The following is a 22,841-nucleotide window of genomic DNA, read 5'->3' on the forward strand; positions in this document are numbered from 1 at the left end:
TTATTCAGGGCTGACGGGACTCGGCTCAATCTGCTTTTTTCTTCGATTTTTCCAGCAGCGAGGCCACGAGCTTCACGGCGCCCACCGCGTCGGGAGAGTATCCATCCGCTCCAATGCGAACACTGTAGTCGTCGCTGACGGAGGCTCCTCCCACGATCACCCGAACTTCGGGAAGATTTCTATGGAGCGTCTCCACGTTTTCTTCCATGTGAAACATGGTACTCGTCATCAGAGCCGAAAGACCCACGATTTCCGCGTTGTTTTCCCGGGCGGCCTTTTCGATTTCCGCACAGGGGACGTTTTTGCCCAAATCCACAACCCTGTAACCGTGGCTGCGCAGCATCGTCGCCACCACGTTCTTGCCCAGGTCGTGCAGGTCGCCCTCCACCGTGGCCAGAACCACCGTTCCTCTTTCGGCGGCCATTCCCGACTCCGCGATACGCGCCAGCTCCACCTCGCAGACCCGCTGGGCGGCGGAGGCGGCGGAAAGGAGCTGAGGCAGGAAATAGCGGCCTGAATCGTAAAGACGCCCGACCTCCGTCAACGCCGGGACGATTCCTCGATTGATGACCTCTGTGGGGTCCACCCCCGCCTCGTCTCTCGCCTTTCCCAGTTCCGCGGCCCGGTCGGGATCGCCCCGAATGACGGCGGCTCGAAGCTCCGACCACTCATCGCCGGCCCCTTCCTTCGTGTTCTTTTCTTCTCCCTCGGCATCTCCTGTCCGGGCCGGGGCCTGTCCTGGCAGGGGCAGAACGTTCAGAAAGGCATCGGCCAGAGACAAAAACTTTCGCGCGTCCCTGTCATGACCGCAGAGGAGATCTCCCACGACCGTCGTCTCCATGATTCCCCGGTCCAGCGGATTTGCGATGGCCACGTTCAGCCCCGCGCTCATGGCCATTGCCAGCCAGGTCCTGTTGATGACGCTTCTGGCGGGCATCCCGTGGGAAACGTTGCTCAGTCCCAGCATCGTGCAGCACCCCAGATCTCCGATGCGGCGCAGCGTTTCCAGTCCCACCCCCGGCGCGGAGGTATCGCTCCCCACCGTCATGCAGAGGGCGTCCACCACCAGCATAAAGCGGGGATACCCCATGCGGTCGGCAATGGAGACAATTCGTTCGACCAGCTTCATTCGTCCTTCGACACCCTCGGGAATGCCTTTTTCATCGAGAGGCAGCACGGCCAGCACGGCTCCGTACCGCTGAGCCAGGCGGATTCCTCTTTCAACTTCGGAGCCCTTCGCCGTGACGGAGTTGATCAGCGGAATGCCCGTACAGGCCCTCAGTCCCGCCTCGACCACCTCGGCGCGGTCGCTGTCAATGGACAAAGGCAGGTCCGAAGCCCCTTCGACGACGGCGACGGCCTGTTTCATCGTTTTGACCTGGTCGGTTCCCGGCAGACCGACGTTGATGTCCAGCAGATGGGCGCCCGCTTCGGACTGAGTTCGGGCCAGATCCCGCACCGGGCCCCAGGCTCCCGAGGCGATATGGGGTTTCACGGCAGGGCGGGAGGCGTTGATCCCCTCTCCCACCAGGGTGAGAGGCAGCCCTCTGCCTCCCGTCACCAGACGGCTGCGTCCGGCAAAGGGCAAAAGCTCCGGGCGGGACCGGGGCAGTACGGAAACACCGGTCAGACGATCCCTCAGAGCGGAAATGTGCCCGGGGGTCGTTCTGCAGCAGCCTCCCACCACCGTGGCGCCGGCTTTCACAAGACGTCCGGCGGCTTCGGCATATTCCTCCGGGCCCCACTGCACGGGGTCGTCAGGCAGTCCTCCGTTGGCGTACACGAAGACGGGGAGACCGGAATGCTCACGCAGCACGCCCACCGTTTCGATATAAGCGGCCGGCCCGACGCCGCAGTTGGCCCCCACGGCCACCGCTCCCGTCAGGCGGGCCCAGTGAGCGGCCACCTCGGGCGGAGTGCCCGTTACGGTGCGGCCCTGCTGCTCGAAGGTAAAACTGACCACAAAGGGAAATGTCTCGTCCAGTTCCTTCAGAGCCGCCACCGCGGCCTTTACCTCTCGCAGGTCCAGCGCCGTTTCGATCAGGATAAAGTCCGCGCCTCCGTCCATCAACCCCCTGAACTGGGGACGAAACGCGTCCATCGCCTCCTCGAAGGACAGAGCCCCGAAAGGTTCCAGGAGCTCCCCCAGAGGTCCGGCGCAACCGGCGACGAGGGCGTATTCTCCCGCAGCTTCACGGGCAATCCGGGCGGCGGCGGCGTTGATCTCCGCGGTTCGGGAGCTCAGTCCCCGATTGGCGAGCTTCAGGGAACTGCCTCCAAAGGAGTTCGTCTCCACGATATGAGCGCCCGCGTCGATATAGGCTTTGTGAACAGAACACACGACCTCCGGACTGTTCAGGTTCATCTCCTCCGGCAAAACCGGCGGAGCCCATCCTCTGTCCGCAAGCATCGTCCCCATGCCTCCGTCGAGCAGCAGCAGCTCCGACCCTTCCTTCAGGCATTTCAGGAGCGATTCCCGGTTCCGTCTCACCCTTGCCTCCGCGTTCGCCATTTCAGTCCTGTCTCCTCCCCGGTATTCCCTTCATATTCCCGTAATCATAACAGAAAAGAGCCAGCGGCTCTAATCTCTCGTCTGCCCCTCGCCATAAATGATGAATTTCGTGGAGGTCATCTGCTCGACGCCCATGGGTCCCCGGGCGTGCAGCTTCTGGGTGCTGATGCCCATCTCCGCGCCAAACCCGAAGACGCTCCCGTCCGTGAAACGGGTCGACGCGTTGACGTAAACGGCCGCCGCGTCAACCTCCGCAAGAAACGTCTGGGCGTTCGTGTAGCTTTCCGTCACAATGGCCTCGCTGTGGCGGGTGCCGTAACGGTGGATATGATCCATGGCGGCCTCAAGGCTGTCCACAACCCGAACGGCCAGAATGAGATCGTAAAATTCCGTCTCCCAGTCCTTCTCGGAGGCGGGCTTCGCCGCGGGGAAAAGCGAACGGACGGTCTCGTCGCCGCGCAGTTCGACGCCGCGCTCCCTCAGGGCCTTCAGCCCCACGGGAATGAAACGGGAGGCGATGTCCCTGTGGATGAGCAGGGTCTCCATGGCGTTGCAGACGCCGGGACGCTGACACTTCGCGTTCACCACACTTTTGACGGCTTTGTCGATGTCGGCGGAGGCGTCGATGAAGGTGTGGCAGTTGCCGGCCCCCGTCATAATATAGGGGACGCGGGCGTTCTGCATGACCGACTCCTTGAGTTTCTCTCCGCCCCGGGGAATCAGCACGTCCAGATAAGGCAGCTGCATGAGGGCGATGGAGGCTTCCCTGTCGGGAGTGGCCAGAAGCTGAACGCTTCCCTCCGGAATGCCGTTTTCCACCGCGGCCTCCGAGAGAATTCGCGTAATGACGGTATTCGAGCGCAGAGCTTCCTTTCCTCCCCGCAGAATCACCGCGTTGCCGGACTTCAGGCAGAGCCCGGCGGCATCCGCCGTGACGTTGGGGCGCGCCTCGTAGATGATCCCCACGACCCCCAGGGGAACGCGAATCCGGCCAATGCGTATCCCCTTTTCGCCGTTCCACATCCCCAGCACCTCTCCGACGGGGTCACGAAAGGCCGCGATTTCCTCCAGCCCCGCGGCCATTCCCTCCACTCGCGCGGAGTTCAGCGCCAGACGGTCCAAAAGCGCGCTGGTCAGCCCTCCGGTCCGCCCGTCGCGGAGATCCATCTCATTCTGCTCCAGAATCGCCGCCTCGTTTTTTCTCAGAGCCTCCGCCATGGCGCGAAGCGCGGCGTTTTTTATCTCCGTCGGCGTCACGGCCAGCCGGCGCGCCGCTTCTCCTGCCTGCCGTCCCATTTTTTCCAGTTCGTCCTTCCAGGACATCCTGCTCACCCCTTCACAAATTCTTTCTATATTCATCATTCATCACAGAATTTCATCACAGAATAACGACAGTGCTTTTTTTGCGGCCCCGTTTATTTTTTTAAACGTTCTACATCAGAATCGCCATGTTGTTCCGGTGTATGAGCTCCTCGTAATCTCTGCGTCCCAGGATCTCCTCGATTTCGTCCGTGTGACGCCCCAAAATGCGCATCGTATCTTCGCAGCCATAGTTGCTGATGCCCCGGGCGATTTCCACGCCGGCGGAGTTCCGGACGGAGATGACGTCCCCGGGCTCGAATTTTCCCCCCGCCTTTTTCACTCCGGAGGGAAGCAGGCTCTTTCCCTTACGCAGCAACGCCTCCGCCGCGCCCTCGTCGACGACGACCTCGCCCTTCGCCGAACTGCCGGCGACGATCCAGCGCCGTCGGGACGCGTAGCCTTCCTCTCTGGAGGGCACGAAGAGCGTCCCCACGTTTTCTCCCCTCACGATACGCCGAACGACGCCGGATTCGTCGCTGGAGGCGATCACCAGAGGTATCCCGTTGGGCATGGTCATTCGCGCCGCCGTCAGCTTCGTGTACATTCCGCCGCTGGACAGGGCGCTGCCTCTGGCCCTGGAGTTTTCCAGCATCTCCGCTGAAATTTCGGTTACCTCGGGAATGAGCCGCGCCTTCGAATTTTTGCGGGGATCGGAATCGTAGAGGCCGTCGATGTCCGAAAGGATTATAAGCAAATCCGCCTCCACGTTGCAGGCGACCATGGCGGAAAGGGTGTCGTTGTCTCCGAACCGGAGTTCCTCCACCGCCACGGTATCATTTTCATTGATGATGGGGATGACTCCGAAGTTCAGCAGGGAAAAGAGCGTGTGACGCGAGTTCAGGTAGCGCTCGGGGTCTGAAAAACAATCCCGCGTCAAAAGAACCTGGGCGACGTTTCCGGAGTATTCCGAGAAAAATTTTTCGTACAGGTGCATGAGAATCCCCTGACCGATGGCGGCCAGGGCCTGTTTTTCCGGCAGATTCGAAGGCGGAGGGCAGTTGAGTTTTCCCACGCCGGCCCCCACGGCCCCGGAGCTGATGAGAATCAGTTCCCGCCCCTCTCCGTGAAGATCCGACAGTTCACGCGCCAGCAGCTCCATTTTTCCAAGGTTGACCTTTCCCGTAGAATAGGTGATGGAACTGGTGCCCACCTTGACGACAATTCTTTTACAGTTGCGCAGTGCTTCTCGCTTCACTTCCTCCAACGCTCCTCCGGATCTCAATTAAAAAATAAAACATACGGGCGTCCGCTTCGTCCGGTTCCCAAATCTGTACTATTGTATAATGGATTGCGACAGATTCGTTTATCAGGAGGGTAATCTCATGAAAAAAAACCTGGAGAAAAAGAATTTCTTTTTATGTGCCATACTTACCGTTCTTTTTGTATCGATCTCTTTCGCCCCCGCTTTAGCCGCGGAAAAACTGGCCATTCAAAAACTTCTGCTGGCCGATGATATTAAAGGTTTTGCGCAATACACCCCTCACGCCGGTTCCCGTTACACACTGGAGGACGAATGCTGGATCTATCTGGAGGCGACGGGCTGCGCCACGCCGGCCGTTTCGGATGCAAAAGACGAATACAGCCTGAACCTGGCGGCGGACATTCTGGTGAAACGCCCCCAGAGCGGGCAAAAACTCGCTTTCCAGCCTGATATTGCCACTCTGGTCACAACCCTGCGCTCAAAAAGCCCCACGCAGTTTCTGGCCATAGGATTCGGCCTGAAGGGCTGGACTCCCGGAAATTACTCCCTGGAAATCGGGTTGCGGGACAACCTGAGCGGACAGACCGTGAGTCAGGACCTTGCGCTGCAGGTGGCGAAACCGACGGAAGCCGACATCAAAGCGAAGCAGGAACGCGAGACAAAGACAAAACAGCAATAAAACAATTTTTAACTTGAGACAGGAGAGCCCCATGCTTTCAAGACTGCGCAGAGAAAATACCGTTTTTTTGATGATCGACATACAGGAACGTCTTCTGCCCTCGATTTCCGGAGCGGAGGAGATCGTTCAGAACTCGGTTCGACTGGTGAAGGCGGCGGAGACGATGGCCCTGCCCCTTCTCTGGACGGAACAGTATCCCAAAGGGATCGGGCCCACGGTGAAGGAAATCTCTTCCGTCCTGCCCGCAGGAGCTTCACCTTTCGAAAAAACCGCTTTTTCATGCTGCGACGAGCCCGGGTTCATGGAAAAAGTTCGGACTTTCGGGCGTCCGTCGATAGTGATCTTCGGCATCGAAACCCACATCTGCATTTTATCCACGGTGATGGACCTGCTGAAGGAAGGTTACGGAGTCGTGGCGGTGGCTGACGCCTGCGGCAGCCGAAACGTCCGGAATCACGACATTGCCCTCAGAGCCGTTCAATCCCGGGGGGCGCTGGTGGTCCCCGTCGAAACGGTGGTTTATCAGTTGCTGGGTGTTTCGGGCACGCCGGAGTTTAAAACGCTGCTGCCCCTGTTCAAATAAAATCAAATAAACTCAAATAAATTTCAGATCAGGCGGAACCCGATTTTCAAAAACAGCTTCGAAAAAGCGGCGGAGGGGAAGTGGATTCCCCTCTTTTGTTTTTCATGAATGCCGTTTTTACGGGCTTTTGGATGAGATATTTTCCCGCTGGAGTTCCTTTGCGGCAAAAACATGCGCGATGTAAGTATCCGACCAGTTCCATCCCAGCAGGCGCCCCAGAAGGAGGGCGAGAAGCACCGTGACAATACAGGCAAGAAATGCGCCGCCCAGAAACCAGACCTGTTTTTTGGGATCTTTTTTGACTCTCGTGGGGAGCACCTGGACATCACGTGGAATATCCACCTTGATCCCCTGTTTTTCGAGTTTGTCCCTTTCCCATTTTTCCCAAAGGCTCATTGCACAGCCCCCATTCGATTTTCAGATGTGATCTTCAAATTCTATTTTAACGCTCGTTTTCTTTTTTACGAAGCGGGAATGATATAATTTCTGGCATGTTATTTGTATGATATTTAACAGTGTCGTTTTCGTCATTTTGCCATTTCTGCGGTGGAGGAGTTATTGTGGTTGCTCATTCTTATTACAAACAATTGCAACACAGAGGGAAAATGATAACCTCGCGGGTTGCCGAAGGAGTGTTTTTTCTGCGCCGTTTCGTGGGAGCGCCAAGGCAGGTGGGCAGCGTCACCCCCAGCTCCCGTTTTCTCACGCGGGAAATGATGGACAAAATTCAGTGGAATTCGCCCCTGAATATTGCGGAGCTGGGAGCGGGGACGGGAGTCGTCACCCGATCCATTCTCCAAATGATGACTCCAGGAGAGGGAAACCTTTTGGTTTTTGAAATCGACCCCGTTCTGAAGGCCATGCTTGAGAAGGAGTACGGAAACAGAGGACTCACCGTTTACGGAGATGCCCGCGAGCTGCCTGAAATCATGGAGAAACGGGGCATTGCGTCTTTGGATTACGTGGTGTCCAGCCTGCCTTTCGCCGTACTTCCGCCGCGGGTCACGGCCTCCATTCTGGACACCATCGACTCCACCCTGAAACCCGAAGGGAAACTGGTCGCCTACCAATATTCCCGTCACATGAAACCCTATTTGAAAAAGCGGTTTGAAAGCGTAAAAATCTCCTTCGTTCTGCGCAACGTCCCTCCGGCTTTCGTCTACGAGTGCTCCATCCCCAAAAAACACAAAAAGCTCGCCAAAGAATGAAAGAGCGATACCAATTTGCTTTCAAATTTGATTTCAGTCGAGCCAGTCGAGCGTTAATAGCGTTAATGAAGAAGCTAATGTTTGAATGTCATTAGCGTTTCATAAATTTTTTCATGTTCCCTGAGCAGAGAATCGATGTTCCACGCGGGATCCGGCTTGGGTTTGACCGGACAGGGATTTTCGACCGAGAGGATCATGGCGGCGGCCAGAGCCGCGGTATTGCCCACGGGGAAAAGGGTCCCCCGGTCCGGACTGGTGATGAGGTCGCGAATCCCGCGGACGTCGGCCCCCAAAACCGGAATCCCGAGACAGATGGATTCCATGACGCTGCGATTCAGCCCTTCCCGTTCGGAAGGCAGCAGGGTGGCCCGGGAAGAGAGCATCAAAAGAGGGACATCCGTCCTCTGCCCCAAAAAATGCACCTGCGACGCGATTCCCAGGGAAAAGGCGAGGCGCTTCATATCCTCTTCCAGAGGCCCCGAGCCGGCAAACACCAGATGAAAATCCTTCCGCCCCGTTTTTTTCAGAGCCGAAAGCGCATCTCTGTGACGTTTGCCCCGGTTGAACTCCGCAACCATCAGAAACATCTCGTCCTCGGTGGTCAGCCCCAGCTCCAGATGGGTCCGCCTGACTCTGTCGATGTCAAAGGAAACCGTTTCCGGCGAGTAAGCGGAGAAGTCCAGTCCAATCCCCGGCAGAAGAAAAAGGTTTTCTTTTTTCGCGATTTTGCGGGCCAGCGCCGCGTCGTAATCTTCCCGATTGATCGTTATTGTGCAGTCGGTCCACTTTCCCGCCAGACGCTCCAGAGCGATAAACAGCCCGTTTTTGAGCGGACAGCCGCCGCTGTGAAAATGAAATCCATGAGCGGTATAGACGACCTTCGGACGGGACTCCTCCCGTAGTTTACTCAGGGCCAGCCGCGTAACAAAAGCGGCCACGGGAGTGTGGACGTGAACGATGTCGTACTGCCCCTCCTCCACCAGCGAACGTATCCGGGCGTTCATTTCTCTGAGCCCCCTGCCCCTCAGCCCGATGCTCCAGGGGCTGCGGCTGAAGGGAACATCATAACAACGATCAAACGTTTTCAGACATTCTTCGCATGAAGCGGCATCTCGCGCCAGGGCGTCGACCTGCCAGCCCAGATTTTTGAAATATTTTGCATAAGGCAGCAAAAAAGCACGTAAAGTCGCCGCTACCGTCGTCACAATCAAGAGCCTCGGCATATCCGGGTTCTCCTTTCCAGGAAGGGCGCGTATGACACCCACAGATCCTCACTTGCAGTATAACCCATTCTTTCCCAAAAATCGCGCACGGGCATATTTTTAGGGGTTTCAACGTACCGCCCCTTCAGGATCGACACGCCTTCGGCCTCCAGTTCCGCTTCGATTCCCGACAGGACGGCATCTTCGACCCCCCGGCCCATGACGCGGCAGCTCATGAGAAACGAATCCACCAGCGCCGACTCCGGAGAATCCCGCCGGACGATGACGAGACAAATCCGGCCGTAGTCGCCGAACCGGTCCTTCAGTCCGGCCATCCAGACGCGGACACTTTCGTCTCTCAACATCCCCTCCAGGTCGGCCTCGGAATACCGTTTCGACGTCAGGTTGAACTGATTGGTCTTCTGGGTGAGCTGGGCCGCCCGGGGGACTTCGTTCTCCCGAAGACGGTGCAGGTCCAGTTTCATCTCAAGGGAGGCCAGGTAATCCTCCGGGGTTTGACAGGATTTTCTGGCGGCTTCTCTTTCCGACTCCGCCTGATACATTTCCGTCTTGCGGCGGTCCTCCTCGGAGGGGCGGAGCATCGTGAAATACCTGCGGGCGACCCGCGCCATAAAACCGGGCAGAGCGGAGGAATCGGCGGCCGGAAAATCCTCGGGAACGGCCACTTCGGGCAGAGCCGCCCGGACCGCCGCCCGTTCCGCGGGATTGTCGTCAACGAACACCAGCGAATCCAGCCCGATATTCAGCTCCCTGGCAATCGCCGCGATATTGTCCGGCTTGGGGTTCCAGTCGGCTTTGATTTTCACGAAATCCCGCTCCCGCAGCAGCATGTGGGGATGTTCCCGGAAGGGCAGCAGAGCGTCCTCCAGGTTGTTTTTGGAGGCGACGGCCAGAAGAACGCCCTGCTCTCCCAGCTCCCGAACGATACTCTGAACGTCCCGGTACTGGGATCCCATCCCGGTGGAGGCGAGGGTAAGACCTTCCAGTCCGTCCTCCCCGATCACTCCACCCCACAGGGTTCCGTCCAGGTCCAGCACGAGGCATTTTTTGCGCCGGCCCGCCAGGGCGTTTTCCACCCGGAGAATCTCCCGGGCCAGCAAGGTTTCTCCCTGCTGAGAAAAGGGAAGGGAGGCGAAGTACCACATTTTGGGGCTGTAAAAGCGCTCCCGCCCCGCATCGGCTGCCAGCTCCGCAATGTCGAGAATCGGGAAACCGGCTTCTTCGAGCTTTCCGCGCCACCAGGCGGCCGCCTTCAGCGCGAAATTTTCAGACGCCAGAGGCCGCGCCGGAGAAGAAGGAAGGTCCAGCGTCGAAACCACGAAACTTTTCTCCTCGTGGGCGGCGCGGGCCTGCAAAAGAATGTCCCGAAATCCGGCAAGACGTTCCTCGAAGCGGGCAGTTATCCCGTCGGGGAAAAACGCCGGACCGTGCAGCAGAATATATATGGAAGAAATATTTTTCCCCCAAAGAGGCGAGGCGGCGTTCAGGAGTTCCATCCGCCAGACGTCAAAACCGGGTGGAGTCAGGACCTCTTTATCCCCTTCCCCCGATTCCTTCAGCTCTTTCTGCAGCCGCAGCAGAAGGCTTCCGACGGTAACGTTCGAAAGAATCGCCAGCCCACTCAGGAAATTCACCCGCCTTCCCGCCGTCAGATTACCTGGCCGGCTTTTTTACGACCCGCGCGGGATTGCCTATGACGGTGCAGCCGTCGGGGACGTTCGAAAGGACGATGCTGCCGATGCCCACCACGGCTTCCGGGCCGATGGAGAGCCCCTGCAGAATTTTCGCCCCCACTCCCACGAGGGTTTTTTCTCCCATCGTCACGTTGCCGGAAATATCCACATGAGGCATGACCGCGCAGAAATCTCCCAAAACGGCGTCGTGCCCCACCTGACAGCCCACGTTGATGAAAACGCACCGTCCCAGACGGGTGTCGACGGAAACGAGACTGTAGGCGGAAATGACGGTCCCTTCCCCCAGCGCGGCGGAGTCCGCCACCCAGGCGAGGGGATGGATAAGAACCGGAAATGTGACGTGAGGCAGAGACGAAAGTTTCTCGAAAACGACAGCCCGGGCCAAAGGATCGCAAAACCCGAAAACCACGGCGACAGGTTCGGTTCTGGAGGCGAGCCAGGCGGCGCTTCCCAAAACCTTCGACTTTCCCGCGGGGGAGCCCGCCGGTCGGGCGTCATCGATAAAACCCAGAAAATTCCATTTTCGTCCGTCGGGGTCGACTTCGTGGAGCAGGGCTTCCGTCTCGCGGCCCAATCCCCCCGCTCCGTAAATCACCAGATCCATCAGGAATCCATTCCCCTCGTCACCAAAGAGAGGATATTCCGGACGGACCGGATTTCCGCTATTTTTTCGAGAGGGAGTTCACAGCCCGCTTCGTCCAGCGCCATGACGATCTGAAGCATTTTCAGGGAATCCCAGCCGGCGACGTTCTCCATGTCGCTCTCCTCGGAAACGGCGACGCCAAGAACGTCAGAGATGATTTTCAGTATTTGCGGGATATTTTCCATACAATATCATCCTTCAACATTATCCTTTAATATCATTCTTTTCCCGTGAAGCGGGGCATCGTCGCCTCCCCCGGAGAGGAGATTCCCTCTTTCCGCAGGATTTTACAACAGGTCAGAAGCAAAATCCTTATATCGAGCCATAAATTATAATGTTCCACGTACCAGACGTCCAGCGCGAATTTTTCATCCCAGCCGATGGCGTTGCGTCCGTTGATCTGCGCCCAGCCGGTGAGGCCGGGTTTCACGTCAAGCCTGCGGCGCTGAACCGCGTCGTAAAGAGGCACGTACTCCAGGAGCAGGGGCCTCGGCCCCACCAGGCTCATGTCTCCCCGAAGGACGTTCCACAGCTGCGGCAGCTCATCCAGGCTGCTGCGGCGCAGAAATTTTCCAAACTCCGTCAGGCGCTGTCCGTCGGGCAGAAGCTCTCCCCGCTGGTCCCGGGCCTCATTCATGGAGCGAAATTTGCAGAGCAGGAAGGGTTTGCCCTTCAGGCCCGCTCTCCTCTGACGGAACAGCACCGGCGGCCCCATGCGGCGCCGAATCAGAAGCGCCAGAGCCAGAAAAACCGGAGCCAGAAGAATCAGCCCCAGTCCGGCGCCCAAAACGTCGAGGATTCGCTTCATCCCCGCGGCGAACGGGGCGCGGCGAGAGCTTCCCGAACCCCTTCGATCACCCGCGTCTGCTGTTCGTCCGTCATTCCGGACCCCGAGGGCAGACACAGACCGTGCCGGAACAAATCTCCGCTCACATCCCGCCCCTCCTCGTGAGGATAATAGGACGACGCCGCGAAAACGGGCTGCAGGTGCATGGGCTTCCACACGGGGCGGCTCTCGATGTTCAGAGTCTCCAGGTGGTCGATGACCGAAAGAGGCGAAACGTCCGCCGGCTTTCTCAGGGTCAGGGTCGTGAGCCAGTGGGTGGAAACGCTCCATTCCGGCTCGGGCATGAATTCGACCCCCTCCATGTCGCCCAGCTCCCTCACGTAGCGATGGAAAATCCGGCGGCGCAGGGCGACCCGCTCCTCGATGTGGCGCATCTGCCCCCGTCCGATTCCCGCCAGCACGTTGCTCATGCGGTAGTTCCAGCCCAGAGTCGAATGCTCATACCAGGGGGCGGGGTCCCTCGCCTGAGTCGAGAGAAAACGCGCCCGCTCCAAGGCTTTGCTGTCGTCGGACAGCAGCATTCCCCCGCCGGAGGTCGTAATGATTTTGTTCCCGTTGTAGGAAAGAACCGAAAACCTTCCGAACCCGCCCGTTCGTCTGCCTTTGTAGAGGGCTCCCAGAGACTCCGCCGCGTCTTCGATGACGGGAATTTCCCAGCCGTCGCAGAGGGCGAGAATCGGATCCATATCGCAGCTCTGTCCGTAGAGATTGACGACAATCACCGCCGCCGGAAGCCTCCCCGCGACCTCCGCCTCCAGCAGGGCCCGCTCCAGAGCCCGGGGACTCATATTCCAGGACTCCGGCTCGGAGTCGATGAAAACACAGTTCACACCCTTGTGAAAAAATGGAGCCACCGTCGCCGCAAAGGTGAGAGACGAGCAAAAGACCATGTCGCCCCGTCTGACGTTCAGCAGCTCCCCCGCCAGATGCAGCGCGGCCGTCCCCGACGACAGAGCCAGAGCGGATCGGACTCCCACATAAGCGGCCGTCTCCTCCTCGAAAGCGTCCACGTGAGGTCCCAGAGGCGCGATCCAGTTCGTGGCGAAGGCTTCCTCGATCATTGTCATTTCATCTCCGCTCATGTGCGGCGGAGAAAGATATATCCGTTCCAGCGGGCCCACCTCTCCTGTTTGCGTCATAATACGATATTTTCAAAAATTATATCCTGAAAATCACGGATTGCATTCCCCCTGTCTTTGCTTATAATTTGGTCATAATTGGTCAGAAATATATCTGTCTTAAATTTATTTGGACTTATATAACTGAACAAAACCGGGAGGGATTGCCATGGATTTCAATAAACTGACGCGAAAAAGCCAGGAAGCTCTGGCCGAAGCACAGAGCATTGCCGTATCGAATAAAAATCAGGAAGTGGACGTGGAACATCTTCTGGTGGCGCTGCTGCGCGATGAAGAGGGACTTGTTCCCCGTATGCTGCGCCGCATGGACGCCGACCCGAACACCCTGCTCCAGCTCGTCACGGACGAGATTTCCCGAAAGCCGAGAGTGACGGGCAGAGGCGCGGAGGCCGGAAAGGTCTACGTCACCCAGCGGCTGAACAGCCTGCTGGTGAAGGCCGAGGAAAAGGCGAAGGGACTGAAGGACGAATACGTTTCCGTGGAGCATCTCTTTATGGAAATGCTCGAGGAGGGAACGAGCACGAACCTGGGAAAAATTCTGAATCGCCTGGGGCTGACCTCCGAACTTTTCCTGAAGGCGCTGACCGAGGTGCGGGGATCTCAGCGGGTGCAGAGCGCCGACCCCGAAGCGACCTACGAAGCTCTCGAAAAATACGGGCGCGACCTTGTGGTCATGGCCAGAGAGGGGAAACTCGACCCCGTCATCGGCCGCGACGAGGAAGTGCGGCGAGTGATCCGCATTCTCAGCCGCAAGACGAAGAACAACCCCGTTCTGATCGGCGACCCGGGGGTCGGGAAAACGGCCATCGTGGAGGGACTCGCCCAGCGCATCGTCCGGGGGGACGTTCCAGAGGGACTGAAGAACCGGACGGTGTTCGCGCTGGACATGGGGTCCCTGGTGGCGGGAGCGAAGTTCCGCGGAGAGTTCGAGGAGCGTCTGAAGGCCGTTCTGAACGAGGTGAAGCAGAGCGACGGCCGGATCATTCTTTTTATCGACGAGCTCCATACGATCGTAGGAGCCGGAGCCGCGGAGGGCGCCGTGGACGCCGGAAACATGCTGAAGCCCATGCTGGCCCGGGGAGAGCTGCACTGCATCGGCGCAACGACGGTGGACGAGTATCGAAAATATATAGAGAAGGACGCGGCGCTGGCCCGGCGGTTCCAGCCCGTGCACGTGGACCAGCCGAACGTGGAGGATACCATCTCCATCCTTCGGGGCATTCGCGAAAAACTTCAGGTCCACCACGGCGTCCGCATTCGGGACAACGCCCTCGTGGCGGCGGCGACTTTGTCGAACCGCTACATCACCAACCGGTTTCTGCCGGACAAGGCCATCGACCTGGTGGACGAAGCCTGCGCCATGATCCGCACGGAAATCGATTCTCTGCCCTCCGAGCTGGACGCGGCGGCCCGTCGGGTGATGCAGATGGAAATCGAGGAGGCGGCGCTGAAGCGCGAGAAGGACACCGTCTCCCAGGAACGGCTGAAAACGCTGCAGAAGGAACTTCAGGAGGCGAAGGGAGAGGCGGATGCCCTGCGCGCTCAGTACGAAGCGGAAAAAAGCTCCATCACGGATATCCGCGGACTCCGAGCCCGTATTGACGAGGTCAGGGCGCAGATCGAAAAGGCGGAGCACGAATACGACCTGAACAAAGTGGCCGAGCTGCGCTACGGAAAACTCCAGCAGCTGGAGCAGGACCTGAAGACGAAGGAAGAGGCCCTGGCGAAGGACGACGGGCAGAACAACCTGCTCCGTGAGGAGGTCACGGAAAACGAAATCGCGGACATCGTCAGCCGGTGGACGGGGATTCCCGTGTCGCGCCTGGTGGAGGGAGAGCGGGAAAAACTGCTGAAACTCGATGAAATTCTGCACCGGCGCGTCGTCGGGCAGGACGAGGCGGTGGAACTGGTGGCCGATGCCGTTCTCCGGGCGCGCAGCGGCATCAGAGACCCTAAACGCCCCATCGGGTCCTTCATCTTCCTGGGACCCACCGGAGTCGGCAAGACAGAACTTGCCAAAACACTGGCCGAAGCCCTTTTCGACAGCGAAGAGAACCTGGTGCGAATCGACATGTCGGAATATATGGAGAAACACGCGGTATCCCGTCTGGTTGGCGCGCCTCCCGGTTACGTCGGTTACGACGAGGGAGGACAGCTCACCGAAGCGGTGCGGCGGCGTCCCTACTCGGTGATTCTTTTCGACGAGATCGAAAAGGCCCATCCCGACGTGTTCAACATTCTGCTTCAGATTCTGGACGACGGCCGCATCACGGACAGCCATGGGCACCTGGTGGACTTCAAAAATACCGTGGTCATCATGACCAGCAACATCGGGGCTCCGACGCTGCTGGAGGGGATCACTCCGGACGGAGACATCACGGAAGAAGCGCGAAAGAGCGTTATGGACGAACTGCGCGGATCCTTCCGCCCCGAATTCCTCAACCGGGTGGACGACGTGGTTCTTTTCCGACCTCTGCGCCGGGAGGAAATCCGCAACATCGTACGCCTGCTGCTGGGGGGCCTGTCCTCCCGTCTGAGCGACCGGCAGATCACCCTCACCTTCACCGACGAGGCGACGGACTTCATCGCGGACGCGGGATACGACCCGGTGTACGGCGCCCGCCCGCTTAAACGTTACATCGTGCACGACGTGGAGACCCGGCTCGCCCGCAGTCTCATCGCCGGCAACATCAGCGACGGAGCCCACGTCGTCGTCAGCGTGAAAGACGGAGCGCTGGTCTTCGACAGTCAGGCTTCGAAAAAGACCGAGTGAGAAAAAGAGGGGACAGAGGCCGTTATCGCGTAAACCAAAGCGCCTCTGTCCCTTCAGAAATCCCTTTGGCGCTTTCTGCAATCTGGAATATTCTGGAATATAATTCTGGAATATAATAGAAGCTGTACCGCAGCTCGCAATATTGCCGACGTGAAACAACGGTGTGTTTATTGTGAACTTGTGGTAAGCTTACCGAAATTTGAAACGCAAACGAAATAAATAAGCGAGGGGGGGAACGGTTTGCTATACGAATTGATGTCCAACGGATCTCTGGCGGGTCTGCCACAGGCGTCCCTTCCCGAGGGAATTCCCGACATAGCCGGTCCCCGGGTGGTTCTTCTGCTGCCCTACAACCGTTATCTCCTGGGACACAGCTTTATGCGAAATTATGAGCGGTGGATATGGGGAAAACCGAACTCCGAGCCCAGGGAAATTTTTCTGTACGAGGACGGACCCTGTTCAATGGCTCTGGACGACTCCATTCACGTCACACTGACGACGGCGGCCGTGGGGCAGATTCGCAGGGCCCTGCTCGCTCAAATGCCTCCGCCGGGCGAGCATTTGCCCACGGTTCTGATCCTTCGGGGAATCCTGAAAGATCATCCCATCTTCAGAGACGAAACTCTGGTCCAGAACGAACCGGCCTTCCTCGCCTCCCTGGACAGAGAGGGCATTCCCTACATGACCTACTGGGCCGTGCGCTTCGCCCTTTTCCGCGGAGAGTTCGAGGCCATCGCCCGCATAAAAACGTGGCTGAGGACGGCAGCGGAGCTTTTCGACGCCAACGGGCACGCTCCAAGGGTCTGGTTTTCCCTTACGTCTCTGCCCGGCGCAAAAGAACTGGCCGAGCTGGAGGCCCTTTCCTTCTCCGTGGACGACCTGCAGCGCATGGTTTCACAGAGCGCCATGCCGGTGGTTCTCTTCAGCAAGGCGGGGTATCTGGTTCTTTCGGATTTTGGAGGATCGGGCACGGCAACGTTTCGCGTGTGGGTTTTCCTTCCCGCGCCCCTGTGGAACGAACTGAGGGAACGGCGAAAACTCTCCATCCGCGACCTCGTCATTTCGGCCTGGGGTTATCGGGATATGATTCAGGCTGTAACCGAACGCTGTCGTTACGTAACATCGGATTTCGAGGGCGCGCTCTCGACCCGCTGACGGTTTCACCGACCATCGGCGGAGTGCGCGTTTGGAGGGCTGATCAGGGTGTCTGTAGAAAAATTTCTGAGTTACGAAGCTGAGGATTTTTATAAAAAGCGAGGCTGGCTCCTGGGGGAAGGAAAGTGCGGCGGGAAGGCGAAAGGGCTGGCTTACGCCCATTCGGTTCTCAGCGAATCCAATCTGGCGGAAAAGGTGGTTTTGCCCGCCCTCTCCCATGTGGTGTCAACGGAGATCTTCGAAGATTTTCTGCACTCCAACGGACTGGACGACCTCTACGAAGAGGAAAACTGGGAAAGCGTCCAGACGCGCCTTAAAAATGCGCCTTTTTCCGAGGGCCTGAAGGCCGACCTTGAACGCATCCTGCAGGAATTCGACCCCCTGGGCAATCCGCCTCTGGTCATCCGTTCCAGTTCCCTGATGGAAGATTCCGTGGATTTGGCCTTCGCCGGAAAGTACGACTCCTTCTTTTCCGCCAATATCCGGGACATGGAGTGGCGTATGGCAAAGCTCGAAGAGTGCATCCGCGCGGTGTGGGTATCGACCTTCAACCCCTCCGCCCGCAAGTATCGCAGCAAGCACGGCAAGAAGCATCGGGACGAATCCATGGCTGTCATTGTCCAGTCCATGATCGGCAAAGACCGCAATCACATCTACTACCCCAAGCTGGCGGGAACCATTTTTTCCCGTATTTTCCGCCGTCCTTCGCCCCGTATCCAAAAGGAAGACGGAATGATGTGCATATGCTTCGGCATCGGCACCCGAGCGGTGGACAGAGGCGCGGCCCGAAGTTTTTACCTGACCAACCCCTCTCTGCGCCCGTCGGGGAACTCGCCCGAGCGCATCGCCGGATCCAGTCAGGAATTTTTTGACTACATCGACCGCAACACGGGGGAGATCAAAACCGGTTTTATACGGGACTGGCTGTCTACTTTCGCCAACAGTCACAAGGACCTCGAACAGTATATCGAATTTTACGACGAGGAAAGCGACATGCTGCTCCCCTACAGCATCTACTCCTCACGGACCGGTATGCGCCCGCTGGTCACTTTCCCCAACTTCCACAAAAGACAGGCTCCTCTTTTCGACCTGGTTCGGGACCTGATCAAACTCATGGAAGGGCGGCTGGGCCTCCCCGTCGATATGGAGTTCACCTATGACACGACCACAAAGGACTTCCGCCTGGTGCAGCTCCGACCCCTCACCCATTTTCAGGAAATGTCCCGGGTGGACCTTCCCGAAGTCTCGTCTGACAACGTCATTTTCCGGGGCGACCGCATGGTCAGCAACGGAAGGCTGCGTCACGTTCCCTATCTGGTCTACGTGGAGCCCCTCACCTACCTGAACGAATGGGATCCCTCCGGAGCCGCCCGGGCCGTGGGCGTCCTGAACGAAAAACTGAAGGGAACGCGCTACATCCTGGCCGGTCCGGGACGATGGGGCAGCAGAAATCCCGCAATCGGCGTTCCCATCCAGTACGCGGACATCTACAACTGCGGCTGCCTGGTTGAACTCAGCGCTCCTCAGTTCAACTTCAACCCCGAACTGTCCTATGGGTCTCACTTTTTCCTGGACATGGACTCCGACAATATCCTGTATCTGCCGGTGTTCGCAGGGCAGTGCAACAACGTTTACGCTTCGAACTGGCTGGACAATCGGGAATACGAGGTGGGAGAGCATCCCTCCGTCCGCATCTACAAAGGGGACTTCTTCGTCTACCTGGACGGCGAAAGCGAGCAGGGCCTCGTCTGCGAGGAATAATGTCAAAATGACGCGGCATGGTCCGCTGAGTTCGAGTTTGGATTAGAATGAATTTGAGTTTGGAGCAGAAATATTGTCGGTCTCGGGGGAAACGCCTCTCCGGGACCGAAATTGATTTCGATACTGGGTGGGCGTCATGCCGGTGTTCAGCCTGAATTGTTTCGCAAAATTGTTCTGATCCCCAAAACCGACCTCCCCTGAAATTTCGCATATGGACTTATCGGAAACCTCCAGGAGCGCAAGAGCGTTATTGATACGAATCTTCCGAAGGTAGGCGCAGGGGGAAATGCCCATAAACTGCCGAAACTTGCGAATGAAAGAATATTTCGTGAGGCAGCTCAGCCGGGCAAGTTCATCCAAAGTGACGGGGAACGCGTAGTTTTCGAGAATATATTTTCGACAGACCTCCATCGACTTTTCACGTTCGAGGTGAACCTCCCGGGACCGGTTTGCGGCCACGACACAAAGCGTCGTCAGCATATTTTGAATGAGATCGCTCAGCAGGACGTCCTTAAGCTTGTTATCGCTCCTCAGACAGGACAGAAAAGCGGTGTGCTGCTCCTCCAGCGAGGTTCGGGAAATGTCGGGAACGCTCAGATCCCCCTGATGGATCAGCGCGTCATACAGCGGAAAGTGCGGGCTGGAAAAGCGAATCCACTTGAAATCCCAGCACATGCAGCCAGGCGCCGTGCTGTATTTGTGATACTCCATGCCGTTGATCAGAACCGCCTGCCCCGGGTTCAGGTAAAAATTTCTCCCCCGGTAGGAAAGACTTCCCGTCCCTTTTTTGCAAAACATAATCAGGCACATGTTCAGGATGCCTTCGCTTCGTTCGATGTAATATCCGGGATTCGCCCTGAAATGTCCGACTCCGGTGGGCAAAAAGGGAAGTTCCCGGTAAGCGGGCGTGTAGATCAGATAAATGGAATCGTCAGAAATATCGTTTATGACTATGGGCAGTTCCCTGCGGCGCGTTTCCATCCCACCAGCCCCCGATGAGCAATTTTTGAATAAAGGATGTCAATTCTTCATGATACCTGAACCCGAAGCCCTGTTATTATAATATTATACTTTTATTCTGATTTTAAAATTCCATCAGTCTGCGAAACATTCGGCACGCCCGGCAGGGCGACTCTTGCGGCGCATATAATTTGAGCAAAGGAGATGTCCGATTTGAATGGGGTCAACCGTTTCGTGACAAAGCTGGAACAAATCATGATCTGCTGTGCCGTTCCCGTTATGCTTGTCATGGGCGTACTGCAGATCGTCAGCCGTTTTATTATTCACGCACCGATCGCCTGGTCCGAGCAGCTGCTGACGTTCCTCTTTATCTGGACGAGTTATCTGGGCGCTTCTCTGGCTGTGGAGGGGCACAATCACTTCGAAGTCGACCTGTTCATGCATTTTTTTAAACCGGCAATGCGGAAAATATTGACCCTTCTGGGAGATTTTTTCATTCTTTTGTTTTGTCTGTTCATGGCTTATAAGGGGTGTTTTTTGTTTATGCGCACAGCCAATCAAAGTATGGCGATGTTATCGATCAGCATTCGCTGGCTTTACCTCTGCATTCCGGTGACAGCCGCGGGCATGAGTATTCACGTTTTAAATCATATTGTTTCCGTCTGTGGGGATAAAAATCTGGATAACTTTTGAGTTTTTGCGTTTTAAATTTTTGGTTTTAAATTTCTGTTGGTTTCAAATTTCTGACGGAATCTAAATTTTTGAATGGAACAGCGAACGAGGTGAGAGGTCTATGGCTGTCACGATTTTTTCCATCTTCCTGTTATTGCTCGTGATCAAAATTCCCGTTTCCTTCTGTCTCGCCATCAGCAGCGTTATGGCTCTCGTCCTGGTGGGAACCACCGACCCGTTGATCGTCGTACAGCGCCTGTGCCGTTCCGTAGAAAGTTTCAGCCTTATAGCCATACCTTTTTTTGTGCTTTCAGGCGGATTCATGGATTCGGGAGGCATATCGAAACGGCTCGTAAACTTCGCCTCCTCGCTGGTGGGGCATATCAAGGGCGGGCTCGCGATGATCAGCATTCTCGCGGCGATGTTTTTCGCGGGAATTTCCGGGTCGGGGGCGGCGGATACCGCGGCTATCGGATCCATCCTCATTCCCGCAATGGAAAGCAAGGGTTATGGCAAGGACTTTGCGACAAGCGTCATGGCCACCGCCGGCTCGATAGGGATCATCATTCCCCCGTCCATTCCCATGGTGGTTTTGGGCGTCACGGCGGGAATTTCCATCGGCGGGCTCTTTTTGGGCGGCGTTATTCCGGGAATCCTCGTGGGTCTCGCGCTGATGACGACGAGCTGGTTATTTGCCAGCGCCCGTAAACTGCCCTCCGAGAAGCGCGCCACCTGGAGCGAGCGGTGGGCCTGCTTCAAAGAATCGATTCTCGCTCTGATGACGATGGTGATCATTATGGGAGGCATCCTGGGCGGAATTTTCACTCCCACGGAGGCATCGGTCATAGCAGCCATTTACGCTTTTTTTGTGGGCATGTTCGTGTATAAGGAGCTCAGATGGAAGGACCTGCCGGGAATTATGGTGCGGGCAATCGTGACGACCAGCGTGGTGGTTTTTTGCATCGCGGCCGCCTCCTCTTTTGGATGGATACTGGCGGCGGAGCACGTCCCGGATAAAATGGCCGCGTTTCTGTTTTCCATTACGCAGGACCGTTTCTGGATTCTGATGCTGATGAACGCGCTGCTGCTTTTCCTGGGCACGTTCCTCGACGTCGCCCCGATTCTGATCATCGTCATACCGGTGATTTGGCCCATCGCGCAGCAGCTTGGCGTTTCCCCCATCCATTTCGGAGTGATGACGATCGTGAACATGGCCATAGGTCAGTGCACGCCGCCGGTGGGCGTGACGTTTTTTGTCGCCATGGGCATTTCGAAGATACGCCTGGGCGACATGCTGCGAACCTATCTGCTTTTCATCGGCGCCATGATTCTCGTGCTGGTCCTCATTACGGCGTTCCCCATTTTAATTACAGGGTTGCCCGGATACGTACTGGGAATATAAACAAATCTGTTCAATTTGATGAGGAGGTTCCAGAAAATGAAGCAGTTGCGGTGGGCGACAAGGATTTTATTGTTGGTGATGGTGAGTCTGTTTGTCGTTTCAGGCGCGTCAGACGCGGCAATTGTGCTGAAAATTGCGAATCCGCTTCCCCGCGATAACCCCTCCACGCAGGCGCTGATGTATTTTGCGGAGCTCGTCAAACAGCGTTCCAACGGCGAGGTCGCGCCGGAGGTTTTCGACAACAGCACCCTGGGAACCGCGGTCGAAAACTTTGAAATGCTGCAGCTGGGGACTCTGGAAATGGTGTTTATCAGCGCCGGCCCCGCCAGCCAGTTCGCTCCGGAGTGGGAAATTTTCAGCCTGCCCTACGTCTTTCGCAACAGAGAACACATGTTCGCCGCCCTCAACGGAGACTTCGGCAGGGCAATGGAAGAGGACGTCAACAAGCAGGGCGTGGTTTTCCTCGGCTGGTACGACTCGGGCGACCGTAATATCATAACGGCCAAAAAACCCGTCGCCAGCTTCGCGGACCTGAAAGGGCTGAAAATTCGCGTCATGGAAAGCAAGGTTATGGTGGACTCCATCAACGCCCTGGGGGCAATTGCGACGCCCATGGGACAGGGAGAAGTCTACAGCGCGCTTCAGCAGTCCGTTATCGACGGCTGGGAAAACAATCCCCCCACCCTTCTGTCGCAAAAAATTTACGAGGTCTCCCCTTATTACGCCTGGACGCGTCATTTTATGACGCCCGACGCCCTTCTGATCAGCAAAATCGCCTTCGACAAGCTGTCGGCAGAGCACAAAAAAATCGTCCTGGACGCCGCCCGGGAGGCCAGCGAAAAACAGCATACGGACTGGGCCGCCTACATGAATACCGTGGTTGACGAGCTCAAAAAGGTCGGCTGTACGTTCACCGACGTGAAAGACATCGATAACTTCATCAAAGCCGTCGAACCCGTCAAGGAAAGTTACAAAAAGAAACACGGAACAAAATTCATCGAAATGGTAAACTCCTACGTAAAATAAA

At 57.1% G+C, this 22,841-nt stretch carries 20 protein-coding genes; 9 read left to right on the forward strand and 11 right to left on the reverse strand.

Going from position 1 to position 22,841, the window contains the following annotated elements; translation table 11 throughout:
- Window positions 1-25: 25 nt before the first annotated feature.
- The 3 genes from LBR61_08135 to proB all read right to left on the reverse strand — a co-directional run bounded on the left by LBR61_08135 (window position 26) and on the right by proB (window position 5,069).
- Entirely contained in the window at window positions 26-2,512 is a 2,487-nt protein-coding gene (locus tag LBR61_08135; protein ID MDR1732047.1) for a homocysteine S-methyltransferase family protein, read from the reverse strand.
- A 69-nt stretch (window positions 2,513-2,581) separates the two neighbouring features.
- A complete protein-coding gene (locus LBR61_08140; GenBank protein MDR1732048.1) occupies window positions 2,582-3,835 on the reverse strand; it encodes a glutamate-5-semialdehyde dehydrogenase in 1,254 nt (417 codons plus the stop codon).
- 109 nt (window positions 3,836-3,944) lie between these two features.
- Entirely contained in the window at window positions 3,945-5,069 is a 1,125-nt protein-coding gene (gene proB, locus LBR61_08145) for a glutamate 5-kinase (GenBank protein ID MDR1732049.1), read from the reverse strand.
- Between the two features lie 127 nt (window positions 5,070-5,196).
- Between proB and LBR61_08150 the strand changes: the two genes are divergently transcribed.
- Window positions 5,197-5,754, forward strand: coding sequence for a hypothetical protein (locus LBR61_08150; protein ID MDR1732050.1), 558 nt, complete (start codon window positions 5,197-5,199; stop codon window positions 5,752-5,754).
- A gap of 31 nt (window positions 5,755-5,785) precedes the next feature.
- Window positions 5,786-6,337 carry a hydrolase gene (locus tag LBR61_08155; protein MDR1732051.1) on the forward strand — a complete coding sequence of 184 codons (552 nt, stop codon included), beginning with the start codon at window positions 5,786-5,788 and terminating at the stop codon, window positions 6,335-6,337.
- A 117-nt stretch (window positions 6,338-6,454) separates the two neighbouring features.
- On the opposite strand, the gene LBR61_08160 is transcribed toward LBR61_08155, so the two are convergent.
- Complete coding sequence (locus tag LBR61_08160) at window positions 6,455-6,733, reverse strand: hypothetical protein (protein ID MDR1732052.1); 279 nt, start codon at window positions 6,731-6,733, stop codon at window positions 6,455-6,457.
- 236 nt (window positions 6,734-6,969) lie between these two features.
- Here LBR61_08160 and LBR61_08165 point away from each other — a divergent pair, with 236 nt between their 5' ends.
- Window positions 6,970-7,545, forward strand: coding sequence for a methyltransferase domain-containing protein (locus LBR61_08165; protein MDR1732053.1), 576 nt, complete (start codon window positions 6,970-6,972; stop codon window positions 7,543-7,545).
- Between the two features lie 74 nt (window positions 7,546-7,619).
- On the opposite strand, the gene LBR61_08170 is transcribed toward LBR61_08165, so the two are convergent.
- The 6 genes from LBR61_08170 to LBR61_08195 are packed head-to-tail and all read right to left on the reverse strand — an operon-like array spanning window position 7,620 to window position 13,091.
- Entirely contained in the window at window positions 7,620-8,768 is a 1,149-nt protein-coding gene (locus tag LBR61_08170; GenBank protein MDR1732054.1) for a glycosyltransferase family 4 protein, read from the reverse strand.
- On the reverse strand, window positions 8,753-10,402 hold the full coding sequence (locus LBR61_08175) for an HAD-IIIC family phosphatase (protein MDR1732055.1): 1,650 nt from the start codon (window positions 10,400-10,402) through the stop codon (window positions 8,753-8,755). The genes LBR61_08170 and LBR61_08175 overlap by 16 nt, the downstream gene beginning before the upstream one ends.
- Before the next feature lie 19 nt (window positions 10,403-10,421).
- On the reverse strand, window positions 10,422-11,066 hold the full coding sequence (locus LBR61_08180; protein ID MDR1732056.1) for a NeuD/PglB/VioB family sugar acetyltransferase: 645 nt from the start codon (window positions 11,064-11,066) through the stop codon (window positions 10,422-10,424).
- Window positions 11,066-11,290, reverse strand: a complete 225-nt coding sequence (locus LBR61_08185; GenBank protein MDR1732057.1) for an acyl carrier protein — start codon at window positions 11,288-11,290, stop codon at window positions 11,066-11,068. Before LBR61_08185 ends, LBR61_08180 begins: the two co-directional genes overlap by 1 nt.
- Window positions 11,291-11,322: 32 nt before the next feature.
- Window positions 11,323-11,913 (reverse strand): sugar transferase, encoded by a 591-nt coding sequence (locus LBR61_08190; GenBank protein MDR1732058.1) that lies wholly within the window; start codon window positions 11,911-11,913, stop codon window positions 11,323-11,325.
- The gene (locus LBR61_08195; protein MDR1732059.1) at window positions 11,910-13,091 is read right to left on the reverse strand and encodes a DegT/DnrJ/EryC1/StrS family aminotransferase; all 1,182 of its coding nucleotides are present in this window, start codon (window positions 13,089-13,091) and stop codon (window positions 11,910-11,912) included. The genes LBR61_08190 and LBR61_08195 overlap by 4 nt, the downstream gene beginning before the upstream one ends.
- A 148-nt stretch (window positions 13,092-13,239) precedes the next feature.
- Between LBR61_08195 and clpB the strand changes: the two genes are divergently transcribed.
- From clpB to LBR61_08210, 3 genes are all read left to right on the forward strand, one after another.
- Window positions 13,240-15,864 (forward strand): ATP-dependent chaperone ClpB, encoded by a 2,625-nt coding sequence (gene clpB / locus LBR61_08200; protein ID MDR1732060.1) that lies wholly within the window; start codon window positions 13,240-13,242, stop codon window positions 15,862-15,864.
- 240 nt (window positions 15,865-16,104) lie between these two features.
- Window positions 16,105-17,019 (forward strand): hypothetical protein, encoded by a 915-nt coding sequence (locus LBR61_08205; GenBank protein MDR1732061.1) that lies wholly within the window; start codon window positions 16,105-16,107, stop codon window positions 17,017-17,019.
- 48 nt (window positions 17,020-17,067) lie between these two features.
- The gene (locus tag LBR61_08210) at window positions 17,068-18,780 is read left to right on the forward strand and encodes a PEP/pyruvate-binding domain-containing protein (protein ID MDR1732062.1); all 1,713 of its coding nucleotides are present in this window, start codon (window positions 17,068-17,070) and stop codon (window positions 18,778-18,780) included.
- Window positions 18,781-18,822: 42 nt separating this feature from the next.
- On the opposite strand, the gene LBR61_08215 is transcribed toward LBR61_08210, so the two are convergent.
- A complete protein-coding gene (locus LBR61_08215) occupies window positions 18,823-19,761 on the reverse strand; it encodes an AraC family transcriptional regulator (GenBank protein ID MDR1732063.1) in 939 nt (312 codons plus the stop codon).
- Between the two features lie 192 nt (window positions 19,762-19,953).
- Between LBR61_08215 and LBR61_08220 the strand changes: the two genes are divergently transcribed.
- The 3 genes from LBR61_08220 to LBR61_08230 all read left to right on the forward strand — a co-directional run bounded on the left by LBR61_08220 (window position 19,954) and on the right by LBR61_08230 (window position 22,840).
- Window positions 19,954-20,433, forward strand: a complete 480-nt coding sequence (locus tag LBR61_08220) for a TRAP transporter small permease (GenBank protein MDR1732064.1) — start codon at window positions 19,954-19,956, stop codon at window positions 20,431-20,433.
- Window positions 20,434-20,533: 100 nt separating this feature from the next.
- Complete coding sequence (locus LBR61_08225) at window positions 20,534-21,814, forward strand: TRAP transporter large permease (GenBank protein ID MDR1732065.1); 1,281 nt, start codon at window positions 20,534-20,536, stop codon at window positions 21,812-21,814.
- Between the two features lie 36 nt (window positions 21,815-21,850).
- Entirely contained in the window at window positions 21,851-22,840 is a 990-nt protein-coding gene (locus LBR61_08230) for a TRAP transporter substrate-binding protein (protein ID MDR1732066.1), read from the forward strand.
- The last annotated feature ends 1 nt before the right edge of the window (window position 22,841 follow it).

The organism is Synergistaceae bacterium, assembly GCA_031272035.1.
Classification (GTDB): Bacteria; Synergistota; Synergistia; order Synergistales; family Aminobacteriaceae; genus JAISSA01.

Bases quoted from the DNA above. Each gene is read 5' to 3' on its own strand.
- LBR61_08135 (MDR1732047.1), bottom strand. From the start codon at position 2,512: ATGGCGAACGCGGAGGCAAGGGTGAGACGGAACCGGGAATCGCTCCTG.
- LBR61_08140 (MDR1732048.1), bottom strand. From the start codon at position 3,835: ATGTCCTGGAAGGACGAACTGGAAAAAATGGGACGGCAGGCAGGAGAA.
- LBR61_08150 (MDR1732050.1), top strand. From the start codon at position 5,197: ATGAAAAAAAACCTGGAGAAAAAGAATTTCTTTTTATGTGCCATACTT.
- LBR61_08155 (MDR1732051.1), top strand. From the start codon at position 5,786: ATGCTTTCAAGACTGCGCAGAGAAAATACCGTTTTTTTGATGATCGAC.
- LBR61_08160 (MDR1732052.1), bottom strand. From the start codon at position 6,733: ATGAGCCTTTGGGAAAAATGGGAAAGGGACAAACTCGAAAAACAGGGG.
- LBR61_08170 (MDR1732054.1), bottom strand. From the start codon at position 8,768: ATGCCGAGGCTCTTGATTGTGACGACGGTAGCGGCGACTTTACGTGCT.
- LBR61_08180 (MDR1732056.1), bottom strand. From the start codon at position 11,066: ATGGATCTGGTGATTTACGGAGCGGGGGGATTGGGCCGCGAGACGGAA.
- LBR61_08185 (MDR1732057.1), bottom strand. From the start codon at position 11,290: ATGGAAAATATCCCGCAAATACTGAAAATCATCTCTGACGTTCTTGGC.
- LBR61_08190 (MDR1732058.1), bottom strand. From the start codon at position 11,913: ATGAAGCGAATCCTCGACGTTTTGGGCGCCGGACTGGGGCTGATTCTT.
- LBR61_08195 (MDR1732059.1), bottom strand. From the start codon at position 13,091: ATGACGCAAACAGGAGAGGTGGGCCCGCTGGAACGGATATATCTTTCT.
- clpB (MDR1732060.1), top strand. From the start codon at position 13,240: ATGGATTTCAATAAACTGACGCGAAAAAGCCAGGAAGCTCTGGCCGAA.
- LBR61_08215 (MDR1732063.1), bottom strand. From the start codon at position 19,761: ATGGAAACGCGCCGCAGGGAACTGCCCATAGTCATAAACGATATTTCT.
- LBR61_08225 (MDR1732065.1), top strand. From the start codon at position 20,534: ATGGCTGTCACGATTTTTTCCATCTTCCTGTTATTGCTCGTGATCAAA.
- LBR61_08230 (MDR1732066.1), top strand. From the start codon at position 21,851: ATGAAGCAGTTGCGGTGGGCGACAAGGATTTTATTGTTGGTGATGGTG.